This window comes from Nocardia flavorosea, from assembly GCF_015477805.1.
GTDB classification, from domain to species: Bacteria; Actinomycetota; Actinomycetes; order Mycobacteriales; family Mycobacteriaceae; genus Nocardia; species Nocardia flavorosea_A.
In genome coordinates this window covers 384,791-405,740 of record NZ_JADLQL010000001.1, presented here as the reverse complement: position 1 = coordinate 405,740, position 20,950 = coordinate 384,791, and the positions used below count along the sequence as shown (strand labels likewise).

At 68.4% G+C, this 20,950-nt stretch carries 18 protein-coding genes; 12 read left to right on the top strand and 6 right to left on the bottom strand.

Annotated features, from left to right (window positions below):
• Positions 1-39: 39 nt before the first annotated feature.
• Together IU448_RS01885 and IU448_RS01880 are read right to left on the bottom strand one after the other, a co-directional pair.
• Positions 40-1,011, bottom strand: coding sequence for a GlxA family transcriptional regulator (locus IU448_RS01885; RefSeq protein WP_195053755.1), 972 nt, complete (start codon positions 1,009-1,011; stop codon positions 40-42).
• Between the two features lie 596 nt (positions 1,012-1,607).
• A complete protein-coding gene (locus IU448_RS01880; protein WP_195053754.1) occupies positions 1,608-2,222 on the bottom strand; it encodes a hypothetical protein in 615 nt (204 codons plus the stop codon).
• A 368-nt stretch (positions 2,223-2,590) separates the two neighbouring features.
• Here IU448_RS01880 and IU448_RS01875 point away from each other — a divergent pair, with 368 nt between their 5' ends.
• Positions 2,591-3,142, top strand: a complete 552-nt coding sequence (locus tag IU448_RS01875) for a dihydrofolate reductase family protein (RefSeq protein WP_195053753.1) — start codon at positions 2,591-2,593, stop codon at positions 3,140-3,142.
• Between the two features lie 91 nt (positions 3,143-3,233).
• Positions 3,234-5,516 carry a glycoside hydrolase family 3 C-terminal domain-containing protein gene (locus IU448_RS01870; RefSeq protein ID WP_195053752.1) on the top strand — a complete coding sequence of 761 codons (2,283 nt, stop codon included), beginning with the start codon at positions 3,234-3,236 and terminating at the stop codon, positions 5,514-5,516.
• A gap of 26 nt (positions 5,517-5,542) precedes the next feature.
• Here IU448_RS01870 and IU448_RS01865 read toward each other — a convergent pair whose 3' ends face one another.
• The 3 genes from IU448_RS01865 to IU448_RS01855 form a co-directional block, all read right to left on the bottom strand.
• Positions 5,543-7,747 (bottom strand): acyl-CoA dehydrogenase, encoded by a 2,205-nt coding sequence (locus IU448_RS01865; RefSeq protein ID WP_280457597.1) that lies wholly within the window; start codon positions 7,745-7,747, stop codon positions 5,543-5,545.
• Positions 7,748-7,932: 185 nt separating this feature from the next.
• Positions 7,933-8,445, bottom strand: a complete 513-nt coding sequence (locus IU448_RS01860; protein ID WP_324188483.1) for an SRPBCC family protein — start codon at positions 8,443-8,445, stop codon at positions 7,933-7,935.
• A gap of 102 nt (positions 8,446-8,547) precedes the next feature.
• A complete protein-coding gene (locus tag IU448_RS01855) occupies positions 8,548-9,198 on the bottom strand; it encodes a TetR/AcrR family transcriptional regulator (RefSeq protein ID WP_195053751.1) in 651 nt (216 codons plus the stop codon).
• 92 nt (positions 9,199-9,290) lie between these two features.
• On the opposite strand from IU448_RS01855, the gene IU448_RS01850 reads away from it, so the two are divergent.
• From IU448_RS01850 to IU448_RS01835, 4 genes are all read left to right on the top strand, one after another.
• Positions 9,291-10,517, top strand: coding sequence for an oxygenase MpaB family protein (locus IU448_RS01850; RefSeq protein WP_195053750.1), 1,227 nt, complete (start codon positions 9,291-9,293; stop codon positions 10,515-10,517).
• A gap of 323 nt (positions 10,518-10,840) precedes the next feature.
• A complete protein-coding gene (locus IU448_RS01845) occupies positions 10,841-11,929 on the top strand; it encodes an ADP-ribosylglycohydrolase family protein (RefSeq protein ID WP_324188482.1) in 1,089 nt (362 codons plus the stop codon).
• A gap of 128 nt (positions 11,930-12,057) precedes the next feature.
• Positions 12,058-12,819, top strand: a complete 762-nt coding sequence (locus tag IU448_RS01840; RefSeq protein WP_195053749.1) for an SDR family NAD(P)-dependent oxidoreductase — start codon at positions 12,058-12,060, stop codon at positions 12,817-12,819.
• A gap of 298 nt (positions 12,820-13,117) precedes the next feature.
• Entirely contained in the window at positions 13,118-13,990 is an 873-nt protein-coding gene (locus tag IU448_RS01835; RefSeq protein ID WP_195053748.1) for an acyl-CoA thioesterase, read from the top strand.
• A gap of 436 nt (positions 13,991-14,426) precedes the next feature.
• Here the strand turns inward: IU448_RS01835 and IU448_RS01830 are convergent, their stop codons facing one another.
• Positions 14,427-15,290 carry an SAM-dependent methyltransferase gene (locus tag IU448_RS01830; protein ID WP_195053747.1) on the bottom strand — a complete coding sequence of 288 codons (864 nt, stop codon included), beginning with the start codon at positions 15,288-15,290 and terminating at the stop codon, positions 14,427-14,429.
• Between the two features lie 268 nt (positions 15,291-15,558).
• Between IU448_RS01830 and IU448_RS01825 the strand changes: the two genes are divergently transcribed.
• The 6 genes from IU448_RS01825 to IU448_RS01800 all read left to right on the top strand — a co-directional run bounded on the left by IU448_RS01825 (position 15,559) and on the right by IU448_RS01800 (position 20,943).
• Positions 15,559-16,275, top strand: a complete 717-nt coding sequence (locus tag IU448_RS01825) for a DNA polymerase beta superfamily protein (protein ID WP_195053746.1) — start codon at positions 15,559-15,561, stop codon at positions 16,273-16,275.
• Positions 16,276-16,345: 70 nt separating this feature from the next.
• Entirely contained in the window at positions 16,346-17,620 is a 1,275-nt protein-coding gene (locus IU448_RS01820; protein WP_195053745.1) for a cytochrome P450, read from the top strand.
• A gap of 69 nt (positions 17,621-17,689) precedes the next feature.
• On the top strand, positions 17,690-17,836 hold the full coding sequence (locus tag IU448_RS01815; RefSeq protein WP_195053744.1) for a DUF1059 domain-containing protein: 147 nt from the start codon (positions 17,690-17,692) through the stop codon (positions 17,834-17,836).
• A 145-nt stretch (positions 17,837-17,981) separates the two neighbouring features.
• Positions 17,982-18,695: a 3'(2'),5'-bisphosphate nucleotidase CysQ gene (locus tag IU448_RS01810; protein ID WP_195053743.1), complete on the top strand. Its 714-nt coding sequence runs from the start codon at positions 17,982-17,984 to the stop codon at positions 18,693-18,695.
• Between the two features lie 128 nt (positions 18,696-18,823).
• Complete coding sequence (locus IU448_RS01805; protein ID WP_195053742.1) at positions 18,824-19,645, top strand: mycofactocin-coupled SDR family oxidoreductase; 822 nt, start codon at positions 18,824-18,826, stop codon at positions 19,643-19,645.
• 170 nt (positions 19,646-19,815) lie between these two features.
• On the top strand, positions 19,816-20,943 hold the full coding sequence (locus IU448_RS01800; RefSeq protein WP_195053741.1) for an NDMA-dependent alcohol dehydrogenase: 1,128 nt from the start codon (positions 19,816-19,818) through the stop codon (positions 20,941-20,943).
• Positions 20,944-20,950: the final 7 nt, after the last annotated feature.

The window sequence follows — 20,950 nt, the reverse complement described above, 5'->3', positions numbered from 1 at the left end:
GGAATACGGTGTCGCCACCGCAATCACCCCGCCGCCACGTCACAGGCCACCGTGGGCCCGGATCTGTGCTGGTGACAGTCCTCGACGCCGGCGAAGGAGCGCCCGTAGCGCGCTGGCATTGACATAGCCGACCTCGCGGGCCACTCCTTCCACCGTCAGGCCGGTCGTCCGCAACAGCCGGGTGGCCCGGTCGGCCCGGATATCGTCGGCGAAATCCTTGGGCGACATGCCGAGCGCCGCGCGGGTTGCGCGTTGCAGGCTGCGCTCGGTGACGCCCAGTTCACGCGCCGCGGCCGAGATCAGGAACTGTTCCGAGATATGTTCGCGCACCCAACGTTCGTACGCGACGATCAGCGCGTTGCCCCGCGCGAGCACTTCCGGGATGACGTAGGGCGTCTGGCTGGCACGGCCCTCGAAAGCGAGATACCGCCGCGCCTGTTCTGCCAGTTCCGGACTGGTGCGGTACACCAGGGACAGCGCCATATCCACATGGGACAGCGAGGCGCCGGCCGTGGTGATGCCCTCACCGTGGCAGACAATGGCCCGCTCGTCCAGATCGACTCTCGGGTATCGCCCGCGGAAGCTGCTCCCCAGCCACCAGCTGGTCGTCGCCGGAGACCCGTCGAGGACGCCGGCCTCCGCCAGGAAGAACGTCCCGGTACACGCCGCGGCGAGATGCACGCCCTGGTCACGGGCACTGCGAATCCGGTCGAGGAGCCAGGCGTTACCGGGGTCCGAGACGAGCGCGACCAGCGGCTCGGGGTCCAGCACATTCACCGCGGCCACCGCGAGGGTGTCGAACGATGCCGACGCCTCGCTCAACGGGATGGTCTGCACAATGTTCCCGCTACCCGACCGCACCGAACTACCGAGCGACACCGTATGCACGTTCCACCCGGCCGGCGGGTAATCGAGTTCGCGCCGCAGGACGTTGGCGGTACTGAATGCCCCGTGGAGGGCGCCCAAACCGAGCTCACCCACACCGTCCACGACGAAAATGCCCACATCCACGCTGGCAGGATACGGATCGTAAAACGTCCTATGAAAACCGATCGGTCTTTTACAGGGGCGCGGCACGAACCCACCGCCGACCGGCCTGTCGCAAACGGATCGCATCCTGTCGCTTCCGCCCCTCCGATCGGGCTGTCCCACACAGTAATGTCGGGCGCAACGGTGCTGTCGCGTCCGGCGACCGCACCGTTGTTCGTATGAGCACGGGAGATCGAGGTGAACCGCCGGATATGAACAGTGCGCGACCCGCGAACCGGGCGCGTGAACGAGGTCTACGGCGCACCTGTCTCCGCACCGCACACTTCTCGGGACAACCGGCGGGGTTCCGCGACCGGCGAACTCCCCCGAGGTTTCGATTGTGCACTCGACGATCCCGCCGTGATTCTTCCGTCGGATCGGTGTGTACGAAGGTATGGTTGCGGCGCTGCGGGGTGCGCCGCAACTTTACGTTCATACACCGCGATCCGCGGAAGACCCCGCCTCATCAGTAAGTGGCAATTCGCCGTGCCGAACCGGGCGATACGCGAGCCGGAAACAGACAATGGCCGGTCACCGGGGGCACTGTCCCCGGTGACCGACCACCTGTCCGACGAAGATCAGAAGCCCGGCATGTCCACGTCGACTTCGGGATTCAGGATTCCGCACACCTTCCAGGAGCCGTCCTCCTTGACCAGGTCGTAGGTCGTGGTGGTGGTGGTCTCGTCGCCCAGCAGCTCCATGGTCATCTCCATGGTGAACGTTCCGGAATCGCTTCCCGAGGGCACATCCACGCTCTTCAGCGTGGTCTCCGGCGCGGACACACCCGACGGCACACCGGTGGGCTGGACGGGATTTTCCTGCTCGTACTGTGAGATCTCGTCCAGATCGGCCTGGCAGACCAGATCCTCGGGGTTACCGTCCTGGTCCACCCACGCCTGCGCCACATCACGCGGATCGTCGTAGCCACCACCCACGGCCGAACCACCGCCACCGAGGACGAAGAACGCACCGACCCCGACCGCGATCAGCACCACCGCGACACCGCCGACGATGAGCGCGATCTTGCCGCCACCACCCCCCGAAGAGCGCGGCGGCTGACCGTAGCCCATGGGCGCACCCATCTGCGGCTGCTGGCCCGGGTACTGCTGGCCGTACTGGGGCTGACCGGGGTACGGCTGGCCTGGATACGGCTGGCCCGGCATGGGCTGCCCACCCATGGGTTGTCCGCCCATGGGCTGTCCCGGATACGGCTGTCCCGGTGGTACGGGCTGACCAGGCTGATGCTGGTACGGATTGGGTGGTTGCGGGTGACCCATTCGGAAGTCCTGTTTCCCTTGCTGTCCTGCACGGAGCCGGGTTCGGCGCCGCGTCCTCACATTGATTTCCCCACGGCGCCGTGCTGTCAACACTGTGTGCGGCACACTCACTGTACGCAGGAGGAACCGGTCCGGCAGCACGGGATTCGGCAGCCGCCCCGGGTACCGATGAGAAACCCCGCCCGGACCCGTCTACCCGAACGAGACAGACATACCTCCGCACCACCCCGCGTGCCGGAGCGCAGACCGGCCGCAGCCCAGCGGCCGCCGGAAAGGACATCAGCATGGGAACCATCGCCGTTCACGAGTTCGTCTCCCTCGACGGGTCGTACGAGGATCCGTCGTTCACCGTCGAATTCGGATTCGATCCGCAGATGGGCGAGACCCTCGCCGCGATCACCGGTGCGGCTCGCGCCATTCTGCTCGGGCGCAATACCTTCGAGATGTTCGCCCCGGCCTGGTCCACCCGGACCGTCGAGGACGACCCGGGCGCCCCGTTCTTCAACGAAACCACCAAATATGTGGTGGGCGCACAGGCACCGCGGGCCGAATGGGCCAACAGCGTTTCCCTCGGCGCCTACGATCCCGGAAAGATCCGTGAACTCAAGGCCGATACCGACGGGACCATCTACATCAGCGGCAGTGGCACCCTGGTCCGGGCGCTGCTCGCCGAGGGGCTCGTCGACGATCTGCACCTGTTCGTCTACCCCGTAGTGCTGGGCAAGGGTGCGAAACTGTTCGCCGACGGAGCCGGCACCACGACACTCGAGCTCCGCGCACACGACGTCTACGCCAACGGTGTGGTGCATCTGGACTACGGGCCCGCCCGGTCCTGAGACGCGCATCCGGGTCCCGTCGCGCGCAGGCCCGATCCGCGCCGGCCACCGGCTATGTTCGGTATCAGCGCCAGCAACCCGAAGGAGCCGTATGCCGGACCCGGTCCCCACCACCGACCACCTGATCGCGGATCTCTCCACCGGGGAGCGCGCCCGGCTGGGCAGCGGCCGGGATTTCTGGTCCACCGAACCGGTCGGCGCCATCGCGTCGATCTCGTTGTCGGACGGACCGCACGGCCTGCGGTACCAGGACCCCGCTCACAGCGGCGACGCGCTGGGCATCGGCCCGAGTATCCCGGCAACCTGTTTCCCGCCCGCGGTGGGGCTGGGGCAGAGCTGGGATCCCGGCCTCGCCGCCCGGGTGGGTGCCGCGATCGGCCGGGAAGCGCAGGCCGCGGGTGTGCGGATCGTGCTGGGGCCCGGCATCAATATCAAACGTGATCCCCGCTGTGGCCGGAACTTCGAATACTACTCCGAGGATCCGCATCTCACCGCTGCCCTCGCCACCGCCTGGGTGCGCGGATTGCAGGAGCAGGGGGTCGGCGCCGCACTGAAACATTTCGCGGCCAACAACGCCGAGTTCGATCGGATGCGGTCGAGTTCGGATATCGATCCGCGGCCGTTGCGGGAAATCTACCTGCGCGCCTTCCAGCGCGTGGTCACCGACGCGGCTCCGTGGACGGTGATGTGCTCGTACAACAAGATCAACGGCGTATATGCGTCCCAGAACCGCTGGCTGCTCACCGAGGTACTGCGCGGCGAATGGGGATTCGACGGGGTGGTGGTCAGTGATTGGGGCGCGGTCGACGACCGGGTGGCGGCGGTGGCCGCCGGCCTCGACCTGACGATGCCGGGGCCCGACGACGGCGGCGACCGCCGGCTCGTCGCCGCGGTCGACGACGGCTCCCTGCCCGGTTCCGTCCTGGCGACCGCGGCGGGACGTATGGCCGCCTTGGCGAGCAAGGCCGCCGGGAACGCCCGCCCGGAGACCCGCTGGGATATCGACGAACATCACGCGCTGGCCCGATCGGTGGCCGCACGCTGCGCGGTGCTGCTGAAGAACGACCATGCGGTGCTACCGCTCGAGCCCCGCGGAACCATCGCCGTCATCGGGGAATTCGCCACCGAACCGCGCTACCAGGGTGGCGGGTCCTCCCATGTGAACGCCGCCCGCGTGGATATTCCGCTCGACGAGATCCGCGCGCTCGCCGGGGCAGCAACCGTCACCCACGCCCGCGGTTTCGATACCGGGAACCCGGCGGCGGGCTCGGAACTGCGAGCCCGAGCCGTGGATACCGCCGCCGGCGCCGATATCGCCGTTCTGTTCCTCGGCCTGGCCGCCGCCCAGGAATCCGAGGGTTTCGACCGCGACCATATCGAAATCCCCGCCGACCAGGTGGAATTGCTGACCGCGGTGCGGGCGGTGCAGTCGCGGGTGGTCGTCGTGCTGGCACACGGTGGCGTTCTGCGGCTGGCGCCGATCGCCGACGCCGCCGATGCCGTCCTCGACACCGCCCTGCTCGGCCAGGCGGGCGGCGGCGCCGTCGCCGATCTGCTGTTCGGCATCGCCGAACCGTCCGGCCGGCTCACCGAGACGGTCCCGGTCCGGCTCACCGATGTACCCGCCTACGACAACTTCCCGGGCGAGAACGGGCACGTCCGCTACGGCGAAGGCATCTTCGTCGGCTACCGCTGGTACGACCGCCGCGAGCTCGCGGTGACCTTCCCGTTCGGGCACGGCCTGTCCTATACAACCTTCGAATACGCCGGGGCGCAGGCGTCCGCCGACGCGGAAGGCGTCACGGTCACCGTCCGGATCACCAACACCGGCGAGCGGCCGGGCCGGGAAGTGGTGCAGGTCTACCGCGGCCTCGACTCCTCCGGGGTGCTACGCGCACCTCGGGAACTGTGCGGGTTCGCCACCGTCGCCCTGGAACCCGGGGCGACCGAGGAGGTCACCGTGACCACCTCCCGCGACGAATTCGCCTACTGGAACGATGCGGCTCGCCGCCGCGTGGTGGAGGGTGGCGAGTACACGTTGCAGGTGGGTTCCTCCAGCCGGGATATCCGGGCGCGGGCCACGGTGACACTCGCCGGGGACGCGGTGGCGCTGCCGCTGACCCGTGAGTCGAGCCTGGCCGAGGTACTGGCGCATCCGGTCGCCGGGCCGGAGCTGAGTGAACGGCTGCAACCTCTGCTCGGCGATTCCGGCTCCGCCGACGCCGATCTGGGTATCGATATGGCGCGGATGGTCGCATCGATACCGATCGGACGCCTGGCGCTGAACTTCGGCCTGATGACGGCGGCCGAGCTCAACGAGTTCCTGAATCGCGCCGATACCGGCGCGGCGGCCACGGGGTCTGCCCGGCCCTGAGCCGCCGCGCCTACGGGGCTGCTCCCCTACTTCCGGGGCAGCCCCATCACGAGGGTCGCGATGGTGTTCAGCTGGATCTCGAGAGTGCCGCCGCCGATCACCCAGGTCGGGATATCGAGCTCGTGGTGCACGGGTTCGGATACCGCTTCGCCGAGCGCGGCCGCCGGGCCGATCAGGTTCAGCGCAGCGGCCGCGGCATCGGTGTGCAGTATCGATGCGGCCGCCTTGGCGACACTGGTGGCCGGCCCGACGGCATGACCGTCCAGCCGCCGGATCGTTTCCCGCAGGTTCATCGCCGAGATCGCGGCGCCCCGCGCACTGATCCGCCCCAGCGTGCGCACCGCATCGTCGCGGGTACCGGCGTATTCACCGCGCTCGATGATGCCCCGGATCCGCTCGTTGTGCCCCGGATCGCGGACACCGCCGATGAACAGGCGTTCCTGTGCCAGGGTTTCCAGGGTCAACGCCCATCCCTGACCCGGTTCGCCCAGCACCATCTCGTCCGGTACGAACGCGTCGTCGAAGAACACTTCGTTGAATTCGGCGTCGCCGCTGGCCTGCACGATCGGACGCACCTCGACACCCTCGGCGTGCATATCCACCAGGAACATGGTCAGCCCTTGGTGCCGGCCGGCCTCGGGATCGGTACGCGCCAGCAGCAGACCCCAGTCCGCACGATGGGCCAGCGTCGTCCAGATCTTCTGGCCCTGGAGCCGCCAGCCGCCGTCGACCCGGGTCGCGCGCAGGCTCAGCGACGCCACATCGGAACCGGCCTCCGGCTCACTGAACAGCTGGCACCAGATCTCTTCGCCGCACAGCGCCGGACCCGCCAGCCGGGCGAGCTGCTCGGGGGTGCCGCGCTGCAGCACGATCGGCACCACCCACTGCCCGATCCCCATGGACGGCTGGGCGATACCGTGCCGGTCGTATTCGTCCTGCAGGATGAGCTGCTCCAGCGGGCCGGCCTCGATACCGTAGGGTTCGGCCATCGGCGGCGATACCAGACCACTGTCCGCGAGCAGGGTACGGCGGGGGCCGGTGTTCACCGCATCGTGGTTGCCGACCTTCGAGGGGTTCGGGTTGTCCAACTGTGCCGCGCGGTCCAGGATCTCCGAGACCCATTCGCGGAACGCCGAATCCGTTTCCGGCAGCGGTACGGCGAAGGTACGCGGCCCCTGCAGGGCGGCGTCGCCCAGCCGCAGTTCCCATGTCTCCACCGGTCCGGCCAGCCCGGCCAGCGCCATCGCGCGCCGCCAGTACAGGTGCAGATCGTGCTCCCAGGTGAAGCCGATCGCGCCGTGCAGGCCGAGACATTCCACCGCCGCGTGCACCGCGGTACCGAGGGTGGTGAGGACCGCACCCGCGACGGCGTGGGTCCGCTGTCCGGGCTCGTCGCCGAGACCGCGGACGGCATCCCAGGCGGCGGCCGTGGCGAGTTCGCTGGTGATCAGCAACCGCGCGGTGCGATGCTGGACAGCTTGGAACGCACCGATCGGGCGGCCGAACTGGACGCGGGATTTGACGTATTCGGTGGCGGTATCGCTGCACCAGCGGATCACCCCGGCCGCCTCCACGGCGAGGAATGCGGTGGCGAGGGCCTCGGCCCGGTCGGTGTCCAGCTCGATCGGTGCGGCCACGACCACGTCGCGGAACCGGACCACACCGAGATCGCGGCCCAGATCGGCACCGTCTTTCGCCTCCACCTCGACACCCGCGGCGGTGCGCTCGACGAGGTACCACCGGGTTTCGGCACCGGCACGGGCGGCCACCACGAGCAATTCGGCCGAGGCAGCGCCCAGGACCACGCCGGTTTCGCCGGTGATCCGCGGGGCGTCGCCACCGGTTTCCGCGACGGCGTGTTCCGGACCGATCACCGCACCGGATGCCCCCGCGGCGATCCGGCGCAGCGCCGCGTCGGCGGAATCGGCGGCGGTGGCGAGTACGGCACCGGCGATTGCTGTCGGCAGCAGGGGGCCGGGTAGCAGCGCCCGGCCCGATTCGGCGAGCACCACGGCGAGATCGTCCAATGTTCCGCCCTGGCCGCCGACCGACTCCGGAAGGTGTACACCGGTGAGACCCAGCGCGACCAGTTCGGGCCAGAATTCCGGCAGGCTCCCCTGTTTCAGGCGATCGGTGTGCTTACGCGTGTATTCGCGCGCGGCATACCGGTCCGCGAATCCGGCGACGGTTTCGGCCAGCGCCGCTTGGTCGGCGGTCAGGGCAACGGGCACGGCTATCACTCCGGTCGTGGGTGTCGGGCAACGATCCCGGTTCGGTGCGGGATATCCAGATTAGAACACGTTCTACTTGCCTGGTGGCAAATCCGGGGCCGTGGACCGGCCGCACTGCCGCCGGATCACGCCGCCGGGGAACCGCTCGGCCGGTTGCCCAACACCCGTTGCGGCCCTTCGGCCGTTCAGCCGGCAGCCTCGAGTTCGGACTTCAACCGATCCAGCGTGCGGCGGATATTGCCCTTCTGGAATTCGGCGAAACCGCGTTTACCGGTGGCCACCCGGTCGAACCACAGAGCGGGCGTATCCGGCCAGTGGACGCGGTCGTCGTACCAGACCTCGGTGATCCGGGTTCCCTCGGCGACTGCGTCGAACCGGTACTCCCAGGTCGCCACCGCCACCGGCAGCAGCGGTTTCCACAATCCCCACCGGCACACCCGGAAGGCGAACCGGTGCGGCCGCTCGGCCACGGTCACAGTGCATTCGGTACGCCACCGCATCGGCCCGCGCCGATTGGCGCCCACGAACGTCATTCCCGGGTAGGCCGGCCGGCCCGGTTCGGCGACGACTGCGCCCGTGTTCTCCGGGCTCCACCGGCCCATCTGCGTCACATCGCTCACCGCGTCGTAGGCGGTAGCCGGGTCGATGCCGACCACGATGCTGTCGGATACCTCGGTGGTCCGGGTTGTCTTCACCACGGCTGACTCCTTGTCCGGCCTCGTCGTTGTCGATCCTAGGTGCCCGGCCGGCGATCCGGGAGGTCGCGGCCGCGGGGCCCGCGGTGAATCATGGCCGTTTCGTCACGCCCCAGCCGCACGTTCGGCCGGGGACGGCTCCTCGCCACCGGCCTCGCCGGTCCCGGACCTGACGCCGTACTTCATCAGCGGCACGATCGTGGTGCGAATGAAGGCCCGCGCCGACTGCTCGTCGTCGAAATCGATGCCCGCGGACGGAGTGAGCATCAGCGAATGCGCCATCCGGGCAACGAGTTCGGCGACCGGCCGTGGATCGTAACGGGCCAGCACCCCCTGTTCTTGACCGGCCGTCAGCACACCGGCGATGTAATCGATGCCCTGAGACACCATTTCCTCGCCACGTACAGTGTAGAAACCCAGCGCTTCCTCCGGCGCCACCGCCAGTAACTGGGTGACCAGCGGATGGGTCCGGGTCAGCCGGAGAACGAAGAGAACCGTCTCCTCGATCTGGGCATCGACGCCCTCGGTCGTGGACGCGATCGCCGTCGCCTCCGCGAGTATCCGCGCGATCTCACGGGACAGCGCTGCCTCGATCAGCGCGTTCTTACCGGAGAACCGGCGATACAGGGTGACCCGGTTGAGCCCACAGCGGCGGGCGATATCGTCCAGGCTGCTCCGCCGGATGCCGACCTGCAGAATCCGCCCGAGGGTCGCGTCCAGAATCCGCTCGTCGACTTCGTCATAGGTACGGAACATGCGACGGAATTATAGACCGCGTTTCATTGTGTCCCGGCTCGCGCTCGAGCCCCATCATTGACACAATGTAACGCACTCAATACATTCGTTTCATGGGTTCTGTAGACGCGGGTGCCGATATCCCCACCCGGCATCCCGCCGGTCCGGTGGCAGTCCCGGGATTGAAACCGTTCGCCGTGTTGATGGGCATCGGGGCACCCGACGCCCGGCGCTGGGCGGATATGGGTGAATCACTGCTGATCGGCGACGAGCCGATGGATACTCTGGTCGACTGGATGATCGGCACCGGCATGGCCACGACCCGGCCCATGTTCGAGCAGGCCGTGGCCGGCGGTATCGATTCCGTTCCGGACGCACCGCAGCCCCTGCGCGAGTTCTTCACCGCCGTCGAAACCCTCCCGGAGTGGCTGGACGAGGACATGTTGCGCCGCGGCGAACAGGTCCTGCGCCGCGGCGGCTACGACGGGCTGTATCTGGCCCGGGACGTCTCCTTCCTCGGCGGCTATCTGGCATCCGGATTCAACAAGACCCTGCTGCGCACCGGCGCCCTCGAGAAGGGACCCGCCCAGCGGTTCGCCGAGACGATGCAGTGGGCGCTCGATGTCCAGAACGGGATGGGCAAGTTCGAGCCCGGTTACCGCTCCACCCTGCACATACGGTTCGTGCACTCGCTCGTCCGCCGGCACGTCGGCGCCATGCCCGACTGGGATCAGCGCGCATGGGGTGTGCCGATCAACCAGACGGATATGGCCGCAACCCTGGTCGGCGCGCTCATCGCCCCGTTCGTCGGCGGACTGGTGATGGGGATCGTGCCCTCCCGCGCCGACCGCGAGGCCGCGGCCCATCTCGCACGCTATGTGGGCCGGCTGATGGGTGTCGCCGACGAGTGGCTGCCGACCGGATTCCGCGACAGTGTCCGGATTCTGTACCACACCATGACCGCCATCACGAACCCCGACGAGACCACCCGTCAACTCGCGTTGCCGATGGCCAACGATCCGCTCACCTGGAACTATCCGAACCTGCCGTGGTTGCGTGGCCGGATCGCCCGCGCCCAGCACCTGTCGATCTCCAGCATGTACCTGGGGCCGCGCGCCATGCGCAAACTCGGCCTGTGGCCCTATATGCCGCCGTGGTATCCGCTGCTGCGGGTACCGGTCAACCTCGCGCGCAGCGCCGCCACCCGGATCAGCCCGGCCGCCCGGCAGCACGCCGAGGAGCGGGGGCTGCGGGAACAGGCCGCGTTCAAGAAGATGCTCGTAGGTTCGAGCCCGGCGGAAGTGGGGATGTCCGCGCATCATCTACAGGCCACGGCATGACTCGCAGGCCGGAGGCATGCGCTGGGCGCCCACGCCTGCCGGAACTCGTCCAGCGGTTTCCGGAGGACAGGACGCCCTGCGGCTCCGGCCGTGCCCACGCTCCGGTTGAACCTCCCCACCGGTTGGTGCAACGCAGCGCCGGGAATCGGCCGGGCGGCCGTCGAAGTCGCGGGTCCGGCGGACCGGCGCCGAAGACAGGCGGGGCAGCGCGCCCCACACTCGGCGCGGCCCGGCGCGGGCGCTGCATCGTCCGGTCGCACCGTTCGACCGGCGCAGCGAAACACGGTGGCCCGCAACGGTCGTGACTGGAAGGATCGGCGATCGTGCGTGATAACGAGATACTCGTCGACAAGGTCCGCGGGGCTCTGGTGGGTGGCGCCGTCGGGGATGCTCTCGGCTGGCCGATCGAATTCCTGTCCCGGACCGAAATCCTGCGCCGGTACGGCGAACCCGGAGTCACCGGGTTCCTGCCCGGACCCGAGCCGGGGGCGCCGGCCGCGATCACCGATGACACCCAGATGACGTTGTTCACTGCCGAGGGCCTGTTGCGCTGCCCGGCCGGCAGCGATGCGGTTCCGGCGCTGCGCCGTGCCTATCTGCGGTGGCTGCAGACGCAGCAGTCGCCGGGGCCGGCACCCGAACCCGACGGATGGCTGGCGGCGCACCGGTTCCTCTACGCCGTCCGGGCACCGGGCAACGCGTGTATGACCGGGCTGCGCCGGCAGTCCGCCGAATTACTGCCGCCGCGGGCGTTCGGCACCGAAGGGCCGGTGAATTCGCACTCCAAGGGCTGCGGGACGGTGATGCGCTCGGCGCCGTTCGGGTTGATCGCCGCCGGTCCGAGCGCCGCTTTCGACCTTGCGGCCCGGTGCGGCCAGCTCACCCACGGCCATCCCACCGGCTATCTGTCCGCCGGTGCGTTCGCGGCGCTCGTCGACCAGGCAATCCAGGGTGTGGAACTCCCCACGGCGGTACAGGAGGTCGTGGCGCGGCTGCGCACGATCGCCGGCGCGGAGGAAACGATCGCCGCACTCGAACGCGCGGTGGCTCTGGCCGCTTCCGATCCCGCGTCTGCCACCGGGGTCGAACAGGCCGGCCAGGGCTGGATTGCCGAGGAATGTCTCGCGGTGGCCGTCTACTGCGCGTTGTCCGCGCAGCACACCGGCGATGTGCGGGGTGCGCTGCTGGCGGCGGTGAACCATTCCGGCGATTCCGATTCCACCGGCGCGGTGACCGGCAATCTGCTCGGCGCCGGGTACGGGCTGGCCGCGGTGCCGAGCGAATGGGTCGGCGCCGTGGAGGGCCGGGATCTGCTGATCCAGGTCGCCGACGATCTGGTGATCTGTTTCCACTACGGCGATCGCGATCGCGTTGCGGCCAGGTACCCACTCGATCGCACACCCGTCGACTGAATGGTTGAGCAGCAGTTTCACTGAGACTTCTGCGAAATACTTGGGCGCGGACTCACCGGGCGGATATAACGTAACCGGCCCCATCGGCGATCGATGGCCGGTGCCGTACACCGAGAAAGACAGGAAATATGGAGATTCAGGGAGCACGTGCAGTCGTCGTCGGAGGCGCCTCCGGAATGGGCCGGGCCAGCGCCGAATTGCTTGCCGCCCGCGGCGCGAAGGTCGTCGTCGTCGACCGCACCGCCAGTGAGGGCAGCAAGGTTGCCGCCGACCTCGGTGGTTCCTTCTTCGAAGCCGATGTCACCGATCACGCCGGTGTCGAATCGGTACTCGCCGAAGCGGTGGAACAACTCGGCGGCCTCGACATCGCGGTCAACACCGCCGGCGGCGGCATCGCCAAGCGCACGCTGTCCAAAACCGGACCGCACGATCTGGAATCCTTCCAGCAGATCATCAACCTGAACCTGATCTCCACCTTCAACCTCAACCGTCTGCAGGCCTGGCATATGAGCCAGGGTGAGCCGAACGCCGACGGGGAGCGCGGTGTCATCGTCAACACGGCCTCCATCGCTGCGTTCGAAGGACAGATCGGGCAGGTCGCCTATACCGCGGCCAAGGCCGGTATCGCCGGAATGGCGCTGACCATGGCCCGCGATCTGGGGTCGGTCGGGGTCCGCGTGCTGGCCATCGCGCCCTCCCTGTTCGATACCGGCATCCTCGCCGGGGTACCGGAAGAAATGGTGACGCCGCTGGTCGCGGGCAACGCCTTCCCGAAGCGAATGGGCCGGCCGGAGGAATACGCGAAGCTGGCCTGTGCCATCGTCGACAACGCGATGCTCAACGGCCAGTGCCTGCGTCTGGACGCCGGGATGCGGTTCGCGCCCAAGTGAATCGCCGGCACCGCTGCGGACGGCCGGCCCGTCCGCAGCGCCGCCCGTGGGTACACCGGGGAAGGCCGCGAACCGGAATTTCCGACCGCGCACCGGGCGCGCTCGCTCCCGGTCACCGTCCCGGGGACGTTCCGCAGCGTGACGATCCGACCCCGGTCGGCGCGCGGCGTTCCGCTCTGCGGCCTGTCCGCCTGTGGCGGTACGTCCGCAGAGCGCGCACCACACCGGAACGACCGGCTATCCCGACCCACACGAACACCGCGGCTCATGGCCGCGTATCGCCACACTGGAGGTAGCCATGAGTCCGGAAACCGTGCGCCGCGCGGAATCGGTGGCCGATCGGCTCGCCCTCGAACGCGTCGGCGAATACCGCTTCCGTGGACGTACCCACGACGGCCCCGCCCGGCGCAGCTACGGCGGTGAAGTCGCGGGCCAGGCCGTGCTGGCCGCCGGTTACACCGCGCCCGCGGATCGGCCGATCCATTCCGCGCAGACCTACTTCCTGTTGCCCGGTGACACCACCGTCCCCACCGAATTCGTGGTGGAACCGGTGCGCGACGGCGGTACGTTCTCCACCCGGCGGGTCGAGGCGGTCCAGAAAGACCGGGTGATCTTCACGATGCTCGCCTCCTTCCATCGCACCGAAGAAGGTCTCGAACACCAGGTGGCCGCTCTCGATGCCCCCGGGCCCGAGGAGTTACCCGATATCGCCGCGGCTTTCGCCGGCTACCCCGATGCCTTGAAATGGACGTCGACCTTCCTCGAAGCACTCGGCATCGAGGCCCGTTTCCCGGAATTGCCGGCCCGCGCGCAGGCCATGCGAGGTGCGGTGTCCCCGGCCCGGCAGCGGGTGTGGTTACGTACGCGGACACCGGTTCCCGACGTCCAGCTCGAGCAGGCGGCCTGCCTTATGTATCTGAGCGATCTGCTGCTGCTCTCGGCGGCCACCGGCCCGCACGGCGAAGAACTGCGCGACCGCGATCTTCAGGTGGCGACCGTCAACCACTCGATCTGGTTCCACGCGCCACTACGGGTCGACGACTGGTTCCTGCACGACCAGCACGGCCGATGGGCCGGTGGAGGACGCGGACTCGCCCACGGCGAAATCCTCGACCGTTCCGGGCGTTTGTGCGCGACCACCCTGCAGGAAGGCCTGATCCGCCGCCGGTGAGCACACCACCGCCTCGTTCGACCACCTGTCCGGCGGCCGGGGCACCCCCGCGCCGATGTGTCCCGACCCCACCGGCCCGGCTACCGGGGCCGGTGGGGCGCTGCTGCTTCGCCGGCCGCTTTCTCCACAGCAACCGGGAGATGTGCAGCGGCGGTTTCGCCCGGTGTCGTACGGACGGTGAATTGCACGCCGGTCAGTTCCTCGGCCACCACCCACAGCCGCCGCCCGATTTACGGCCCGACTGTCCGGGCGCCTCGGCCACCGTCCACGGTCGGTTCGACGAGATCACCACATCTCTCCAGTTCCGGCGGGTGTCATGCCGTCCCGGCGTTGCGCTCGGCCGCATACCGCCGGACGGCCGGTCCTGCGCAAGCCTAGGATAATTCTCCTATGAAGAGAATAGAATTATTCGCTGCGGTGTGACGCCGGCCGCCCTCTACCGCACCACTGTGAGACCGCCCTTGCGGCCCACCCCGCCCAGAATCAAACGCTCCTCGGCGGTGGCCGGCGGATGCGCCGGCCCCGACGGCCACCATTCGTCGAGCTGAACCACGCCCGGTTCGACCAATTCCAGTCCCGCGAAAAAGGATTCGATCTCCGCCCGGCTCCGGTTCCAGCCCGAACCCAGTCCCTTCTCGACGAACCGCCGCTCCACCTCGCGCGCGAGTGCGTGATCCGGCGAATCCACCCCCGGATCCCAGAAGTGCGTGATCGCCACATACGACCCCGGACTCACCGCATCCACCACCCGGGCCACGATGCCTGCCGGATCCGCGGCATCCGGCAGGTGGTGCAGTACAGCGCCCAGGATCACCGCGACCGGACGGTCCCGGTCCAGATACCGCCAGACCGCCGAATCGCCTGCGAGCACAGCGGGGTCGGTGAGATCGCCGTGCAGATAGACGGTGTCTTCGTTGGTTTCCAGCAGCACCCGGCCGTGCGCGCTGACCATCGGATCGTTGTCCAGGTACACCACTCGCGCCCACGGGTTCACCAGCTGGGCGATCTCATGGGTATTGCTCACGGTGGGCAGACCGGCACCGGCATCCAGGAATTGTTCCACGCCGACGACCCCCGCCAGGTACCGCAGCACCCGGCGCAGCCAGGCCCGGTTCCGGCGCGCGACCGAGCACATACCCGGCGCGATCTCCAGGACCGCGTCGAGAGCCCGGCGGTCGGCCTCGAAATTGTCCTTGCCGCCCAGGCTCGCATCGTAGACACGGGCGATACCCGCCCGCGAAGTATCGGCCCCGACCGGGGGGCGGCCGGGCTCCGGCGTGCTGAACGACGAATCTGGCATCGGTTTTCTCTCTGTCCGGTTGTGGTGTGGTGCGATCTCGACAGGTAGGGCTCGACAGTGGTGACGGCCGGCCCGCCGCGAATTCATCGCCGGCTGCGGAAACATCCACAAAAAGATTCCGATTGCGTTCGGCCGCACCGGTAGCGAATGGAAAATCGCTGGCCACAACGCGTCCGGTGCGACATGATCACGTCGGGGTACGCGCCGCAACAGGTGTGCTCGCGCGACCGGTTGCGGCGATCGGCCGGGGTGACGAGGAGGATCACCGATGGACCACACGAAGGATCTGCTGCTCGAGGGAGTGGTCGGTTCGACGGCCTACGGCCTGGCCGGTCCCGCCAGCGATATCGACTACGCCGGGATCTATGTGGAGCCGACCCGGAATCTACTCGGCCTGCACCCGCCGAGCCGCCAGACCCGGCAGGGCCGCGACGGCGCCGACGCGACCTATCACGAAATCGGCAAGGCCATGCGGCTGATGCTCTCGTGCAACCCCACCGCGACCGAAATCCTGTGGCTCGACGGCTATACCGCGGAATCCGCCTTCGGCCGGGAACTGGTCGGGTTGCGGGCCTGCTTCCTGTCCGCGACCCGGGTGCGCGATGCCTTCTTCGGGTATGCCACCAGCCAGTTCCGGCGACTGGCCGGCCCGCGGCCGCCGGCCTCCGCCGCTCGCCGGGCGAAGCACGCCCGCCACACCATGCGCCTGCTGTGGCAAGGCTACGAGCTCTACACCACGGGCCGGCTGCCGATCCGCGTTCCCGATCCCGACCGCTACCACGCGCTGGGCGCCGCGGCCGCGGCGGATCCCGGCGCCGGATCCGTGCACCGGCTCCTCGCCGACTACGAGTATCGCTTCGATACCGCCGCCACCGCATTACCGCCGACCCCGGACGAAGCACCGCTGGACGACTTCCTGCACCGAGTGCGCCGGGCGCATCTGGATTCGCCGGAAGCCGCCGCCCGGGATGAGGCGGCGCTCTAGAGTAGTCCTACGACTCGCGCGCATTCGGCCGTTCCGCGCGCACCATGGATCACCGAGCTCGGAGCCGCTCATGAGCCCTATCGACAGCGCGCCCGCCACACCGCGCCGCTACCACCGGCTCGATATTTCCCAGCCCGCCTTCTGGGCCCGCGATTTCCCCGCCCGCGACGAGGTGTTCGCGCAATTGCGTACCGAACCCGGGCTCACCTGGCATGCACCGCCGCCCGCGTTGTACCCCCACGCCGAGCCCGGCTACTGGGCGGTGACCAGGTACGACGATATCGCCTTCGTCAGCCGGCATCCCGAGCTGTTCACCTCGAGCCTGGGTATCAGCATGGACCCGATGCCCATCGAACTACAGCGGCCCACCACGTTCTTCCTCACCATGGATCCGCCGCAGCACACCCGCTACCGGCGCCTGATCAGTTCGGCGTTCACGCCGAAACAAGTCCGCCGTATCGAATCCCGGATACGGGCCGATGCCGCCGAAATCGTCGGCGAATTCCTCACCGATCTGTCCTCGGGCGCGCCGGTGGATTTCGTGGAAAGCGTGTCGCGGAAGCTTCCGATGCGCACTATTTCGGAGATGATCGGCATCGATCCGGCCGAACGCGATGCGGTCGCGCAGGCCGCCGAGGCCATGTTCGGCTCCAGCGACGAGGAATATGCCGCTCTCGCGGAACGCGCGGAATTCTTCATGGCGCAGTTCGAGATTCTGCACCGCGCCGGAACCGATCTGGCCCGCGTACGCCGAGCCGAGCCGCGCGACGATCTCATGTCCGCCATCGTCGCCGCCGAGGTCGACGGCCACCGGCTCACCGACGAGGAAATCGGGGCGTTCATGGTGCTACTGGCCTCGGCCGGTAACGACACCACCAAACAGGCCACCTCCCATGCGTTCCAGGCGCTGGTGGACCGGCCGGCGCAGCGGGAATGGCTGCTGGAGGATTTCGATGGGCGAATCGGTGGCGCGGTGGAGGAATTCATCCGATGGTCGACACCGGTACTGCATTTCGCCCGCCACGCGGTGACCGATACCGAAGTCGCGGGCACCCGGGTCCGGGCCGGTGAAAAACTCGTACTGTTCTATTGTTCGGCCAATCGTGACGAGACCGCACTCGACGATCCGCATATCTTCGATATCACCCGAACCCGGAATCCGCATTCCGGCTTCGGGGGCGGCGGCGCCCATTTCTGTCTGGGAGCCTGGCTGGCCCGAATGCAGTTGCGGCTGCTGTTTCACGAGCTGCTGACCCGCGTCCCCGACGTGGTACTCGGAACACCGGAGTACGTGCACAGCGATTTCGTCCACGGCATCAAACGACTGCCGGTACACCGGGCCTGATCGGTCGGCACGGCGGCGCCGCGGCTACTACGCTGAGCGGCGTTGTTTCCCATGACGAAAGGATCCCCGATGAAAACCCAGCTGAACTGCCCCTGCGGTGAACACCTGACCGGCGCGAACGAGGACGAACTCGTCGACAACGTGCGCAAACACCTGACCGAGAACCACCCCGGCCACGACTACACCCGGGATCAGATCCTGTTCATGGCCTACTGACGCCGGCCCGCCGCGCCCGTACCGGCCGCCGGCCCCGGCCGGACACGGGCCGCACCGCCGCCGGCCGCGGGCACCGCGCGACGAGATCGCCGGACGTAGCGTGTTATATGGATCCGGACGGCAGCGCCTGCCAGGAAGGATCCCCATGGACGACCACACCCTCGCCGCAAGCCTGGCCGAAGAAGCCGGCGAACTTCTCCTGTCGATCCGCGAACTCGGCGGCCGAGTCGGTGACCAGCGGTCCAATCGCCTGCTGCTCGACCGCTTGGCAGAGTTCCGGCCGGCGGACGCCGTGCTTTCCGAGGAATCCCCCGACGACCCGGCCCGCACCGAACAATCCCGGGTGTGGATCGTCGACCCGCTCGACGGCACCCGCGAATTCGGCGAACCGGGGCGGTCGGACTGGGCGGTGCACGTGGCGCTGGCAGTCGACGGCGAACCCGTGGCCGGCGCCGTCGCGCTACCGGCCGCGGGCCAGACCCTGCACACCGGCCGGCCACCGGTGCCGGCACCGCCGCCGCCCCCGGGCACCGTACGGGTGGCACTGTCACGCAGCCGCCCCTCGTTCGAAGTGCGCCGGCTCGTGGCCCGCCTGTCGGCCACCGAGGTGCCGATGGGGTCGGCCGGGGCGAAAGCGATGGCGGTCGTGCGCGGTACGGCCGATATCTACGCCCATTCGGGCGGACAGTACGAATGGGATTCCTGCGCCCCGGTCGCCGTCGCGCGCGCGGCCGGACTTCATGTCTCCCGGCTCGACGGGTCCCCGCTGCGCTACAACCGGCCCGATCCATACCTGCCCGACCTGATCATCTGCCGGCCCGAGCTGGCCGAGATCGCACTGAAAGCGTTGGCGGAGTAGGGAGCCCTGGCATCCGCCGCGTTGCACGGGCCGCCCCGCCGGTGTCCCCAGGGCGCCCGGCCGGTGCGCGTGGGCCTCCCGTCGGCTCACAATGGCCGGACGTTTCCCGTACGACAGGAGTAGAGCAAGTGAGCGCTCGACTATCCGGCAAGGTAGCTTTCGTCACCGGGGCGGCGCGCGGCCAGGGCCGCGCTCACGCGCAACGACTCGCGGCGGAGGGCGCCGATATCATCGCGGTCGATCTGTGCGCACCGCTGCCGCCCACGGTGCCCTATGATTCCGCGACCCCGGACGATCTCGACGAAACCGTGCGCCTGGTGGCGGACGCGGGCGGCAAGATCCTCGCCGCCGTCGCCGATACCCGCGACCTCGCGGCGCTGCGCACCATCGTGAACGAGGGAGTCGCCCGGTTCGGGCGTCTCGATGTGATCGTGGCCAATGCGGGTATCTGCATCCCCGAGCCCTGGGACACCATCACCCCGGAATCGTTCGGGGCGGTGATCGACACCAATGTCACCGGAACCTGGAATACGGTGATGGCGGGCGCGCAGCACATCATCGACGGCGGCCGCGGCGGGTCGATCGTTCTCATCAGCTCGGCATCCGGGGTGGCCATGCAGCCGTTCATGGTCCACTACACCGCCAGCAAGCATGCCGTCACCGGGATGGCACGGGCGTTCGCCGCCGAACTCGGTAAGCATTCGATCCGGGTCAACAGCGTCGCCCCCGGCCCGGTGGCCACGCCGATGGGTTCGGGCGATATGGTCGGCGCCCTCACCCGGGCCGCCGAGACCAACGGTCAGCTGGCCGGGATGAACACTGCGCTGCTGCCGGAGGGAATCGCGATGCCGGAGGACATCGCGGACGCGGTGTGCTGGCTGGCCGGCGATGAATCCCGGTTCGTCACCGCCGGCAGTATCTCGGTGGATCTCGGTTCGGCCCAGTACTGACGACGGCCCGCGGCGGTGCCGTTCGGGCGGCGCCGCGGCGGGTTCTCGGGCCGGTCGCGCGGAAAATCGTAGGAAAACTAGATATAACACTTTCCGAGAACGACATTATCGGGCAACCTGGGTACTGCCGTGGACCACGGGCACGACCGTCGCGACAGTTAGGGAAGCCGATGAAATCCAAGGGTGCTTTGATCTGGGATTACGCGCAGCCGTGGTCGGTCGAGGAGATCGAGATCGGCGACCCCCAGCAAGGCGAGGTCAAAGTCCGCGTCGAAACCGCCGGGCTGTGCCAGTTCGATCAGCGGCTGGCCAGCGGCGACGTCCCCACCGCCGAGTTCCCGATCCTCGGCGGACACGAGGGAGCCGGGGTGATCGTCGAGGTGGGCACGGGAGTCGACCAGCTCGCAGTGGGCGATCATGTGGTGTTCTCCTTCATCCCGGCCTGCGGGATATGCCAATCCTGCCTATCGGGTCACCACAATCTGTGCGACCGCGGACAGGAGCTGCTCACCCGGGGCGCCGTATCCGACGGAACCTTCCGTATCCGGGCCCGCGGCCACGATGTGCATCCCACCTCTCTGATCGGCGCCTTCGCCCCCTATGCGGTGGTGCACAAGAGTTCGGTGGTCAAGATCGACCCCACGATCCCGTTCGATATCGCCTGCCTCGCCAGTTGCAGCGTCACCACCGGATACGGGGCCGTGGTCAATACCGCCACGGTGCGGCCCGGCGAAGATATCGCGGTGATCGGCGCCGGCGCGGTGGGTACGGCCGCGGTACAGGCCGCCGTGATCTCCGGGGCGCGGCGGATCTTCGCGGTGGATCCGGTCGAGGCCAAATGCACACAGGCCGCGAAGTTCGGCGCCACCCACACCTACTCCGATATCGATACCGCGATCGGCGCGATCGAAGAAATCACCGGGGGGCAGATGTGCCGGACGGTGATCGTAGCGGTCGGCCGGTGCGACGGTCACGATCTGGCCAAATGGATGCGGATCACGGCCAAGGCCGGTAGTTGCGTCCTCGCCGCCACCGGTGACGCCGCGGAAACCAATCCGCGGATGAACCTGTCGGCGCTGACGTTCCAGCAGAAGAGCCTGTGCGGCACCCTGTTCGGCGGCGGGAATCCGCAGTTGCTGATCCCGGAGGTGCTGGCACTCTACAAACTCGGCGATCTCGGGCTCGGCGACATGATCACCCGCGAATACCCGCTCGAGCAGATCAACGCGGGGATCACCGATATGCTCGAGGGCCGCAATATCCGCGGGATCATCCGGTTCACCGACGCCGATCGCTGATCGGCGC

What these genes read in the sequence shown, in the direction of transcription:
- IU448_RS01880 (WP_195053754.1), bottom strand. Translation starts at nt 2,222, where the DNA reads ATGGGCGGACAACCCATGGGTGGGCAGCCCATGCCGGGCCAGCCGTAT.
- IU448_RS01875 (WP_195053753.1), top strand. Translation starts at nt 2,591, where the DNA reads ATGGGAACCATCGCCGTTCACGAGTTCGTCTCCCTCGACGGGTCGTAC.
- IU448_RS01870 (WP_195053752.1), top strand. Translation starts at nt 3,234, where the DNA reads ATGCCGGACCCGGTCCCCACCACCGACCACCTGATCGCGGATCTCTCC.
- IU448_RS01855 (WP_195053751.1), bottom strand. Translation starts at nt 9,198, where the DNA reads ATGTTCCGTACCTATGACGAAGTCGACGAGCGGATTCTGGACGCGACC.
- IU448_RS01850 (WP_195053750.1), top strand. Translation starts at nt 9,291, where the DNA reads ATGGGTTCTGTAGACGCGGGTGCCGATATCCCCACCCGGCATCCCGCC.
- IU448_RS01840 (WP_195053749.1), top strand. Translation starts at nt 12,058, where the DNA reads ATGGAGATTCAGGGAGCACGTGCAGTCGTCGTCGGAGGCGCCTCCGGA.
- IU448_RS01835 (WP_195053748.1), top strand. Translation starts at nt 13,118, where the DNA reads ATGAGTCCGGAAACCGTGCGCCGCGCGGAATCGGTGGCCGATCGGCTC.
- IU448_RS01830 (WP_195053747.1), bottom strand. Translation starts at nt 15,290, where the DNA reads ATGCCAGATTCGTCGTTCAGCACGCCGGAGCCCGGCCGCCCCCCGGTC.
- IU448_RS01825 (WP_195053746.1), top strand. Translation starts at nt 15,559, where the DNA reads ATGGACCACACGAAGGATCTGCTGCTCGAGGGAGTGGTCGGTTCGACG.
- IU448_RS01820 (WP_195053745.1), top strand. Translation starts at nt 16,346, where the DNA reads ATGAGCCCTATCGACAGCGCGCCCGCCACACCGCGCCGCTACCACCGG.
- IU448_RS01815 (WP_195053744.1), top strand. Translation starts at nt 17,690, where the DNA reads ATGAAAACCCAGCTGAACTGCCCCTGCGGTGAACACCTGACCGGCGCG.
- IU448_RS01810 (WP_195053743.1), top strand. Translation starts at nt 17,982, where the DNA reads ATGGACGACCACACCCTCGCCGCAAGCCTGGCCGAAGAAGCCGGCGAA.
- IU448_RS01800 (WP_195053741.1), top strand. Translation starts at nt 19,816, where the DNA reads ATGAAATCCAAGGGTGCTTTGATCTGGGATTACGCGCAGCCGTGGTCG.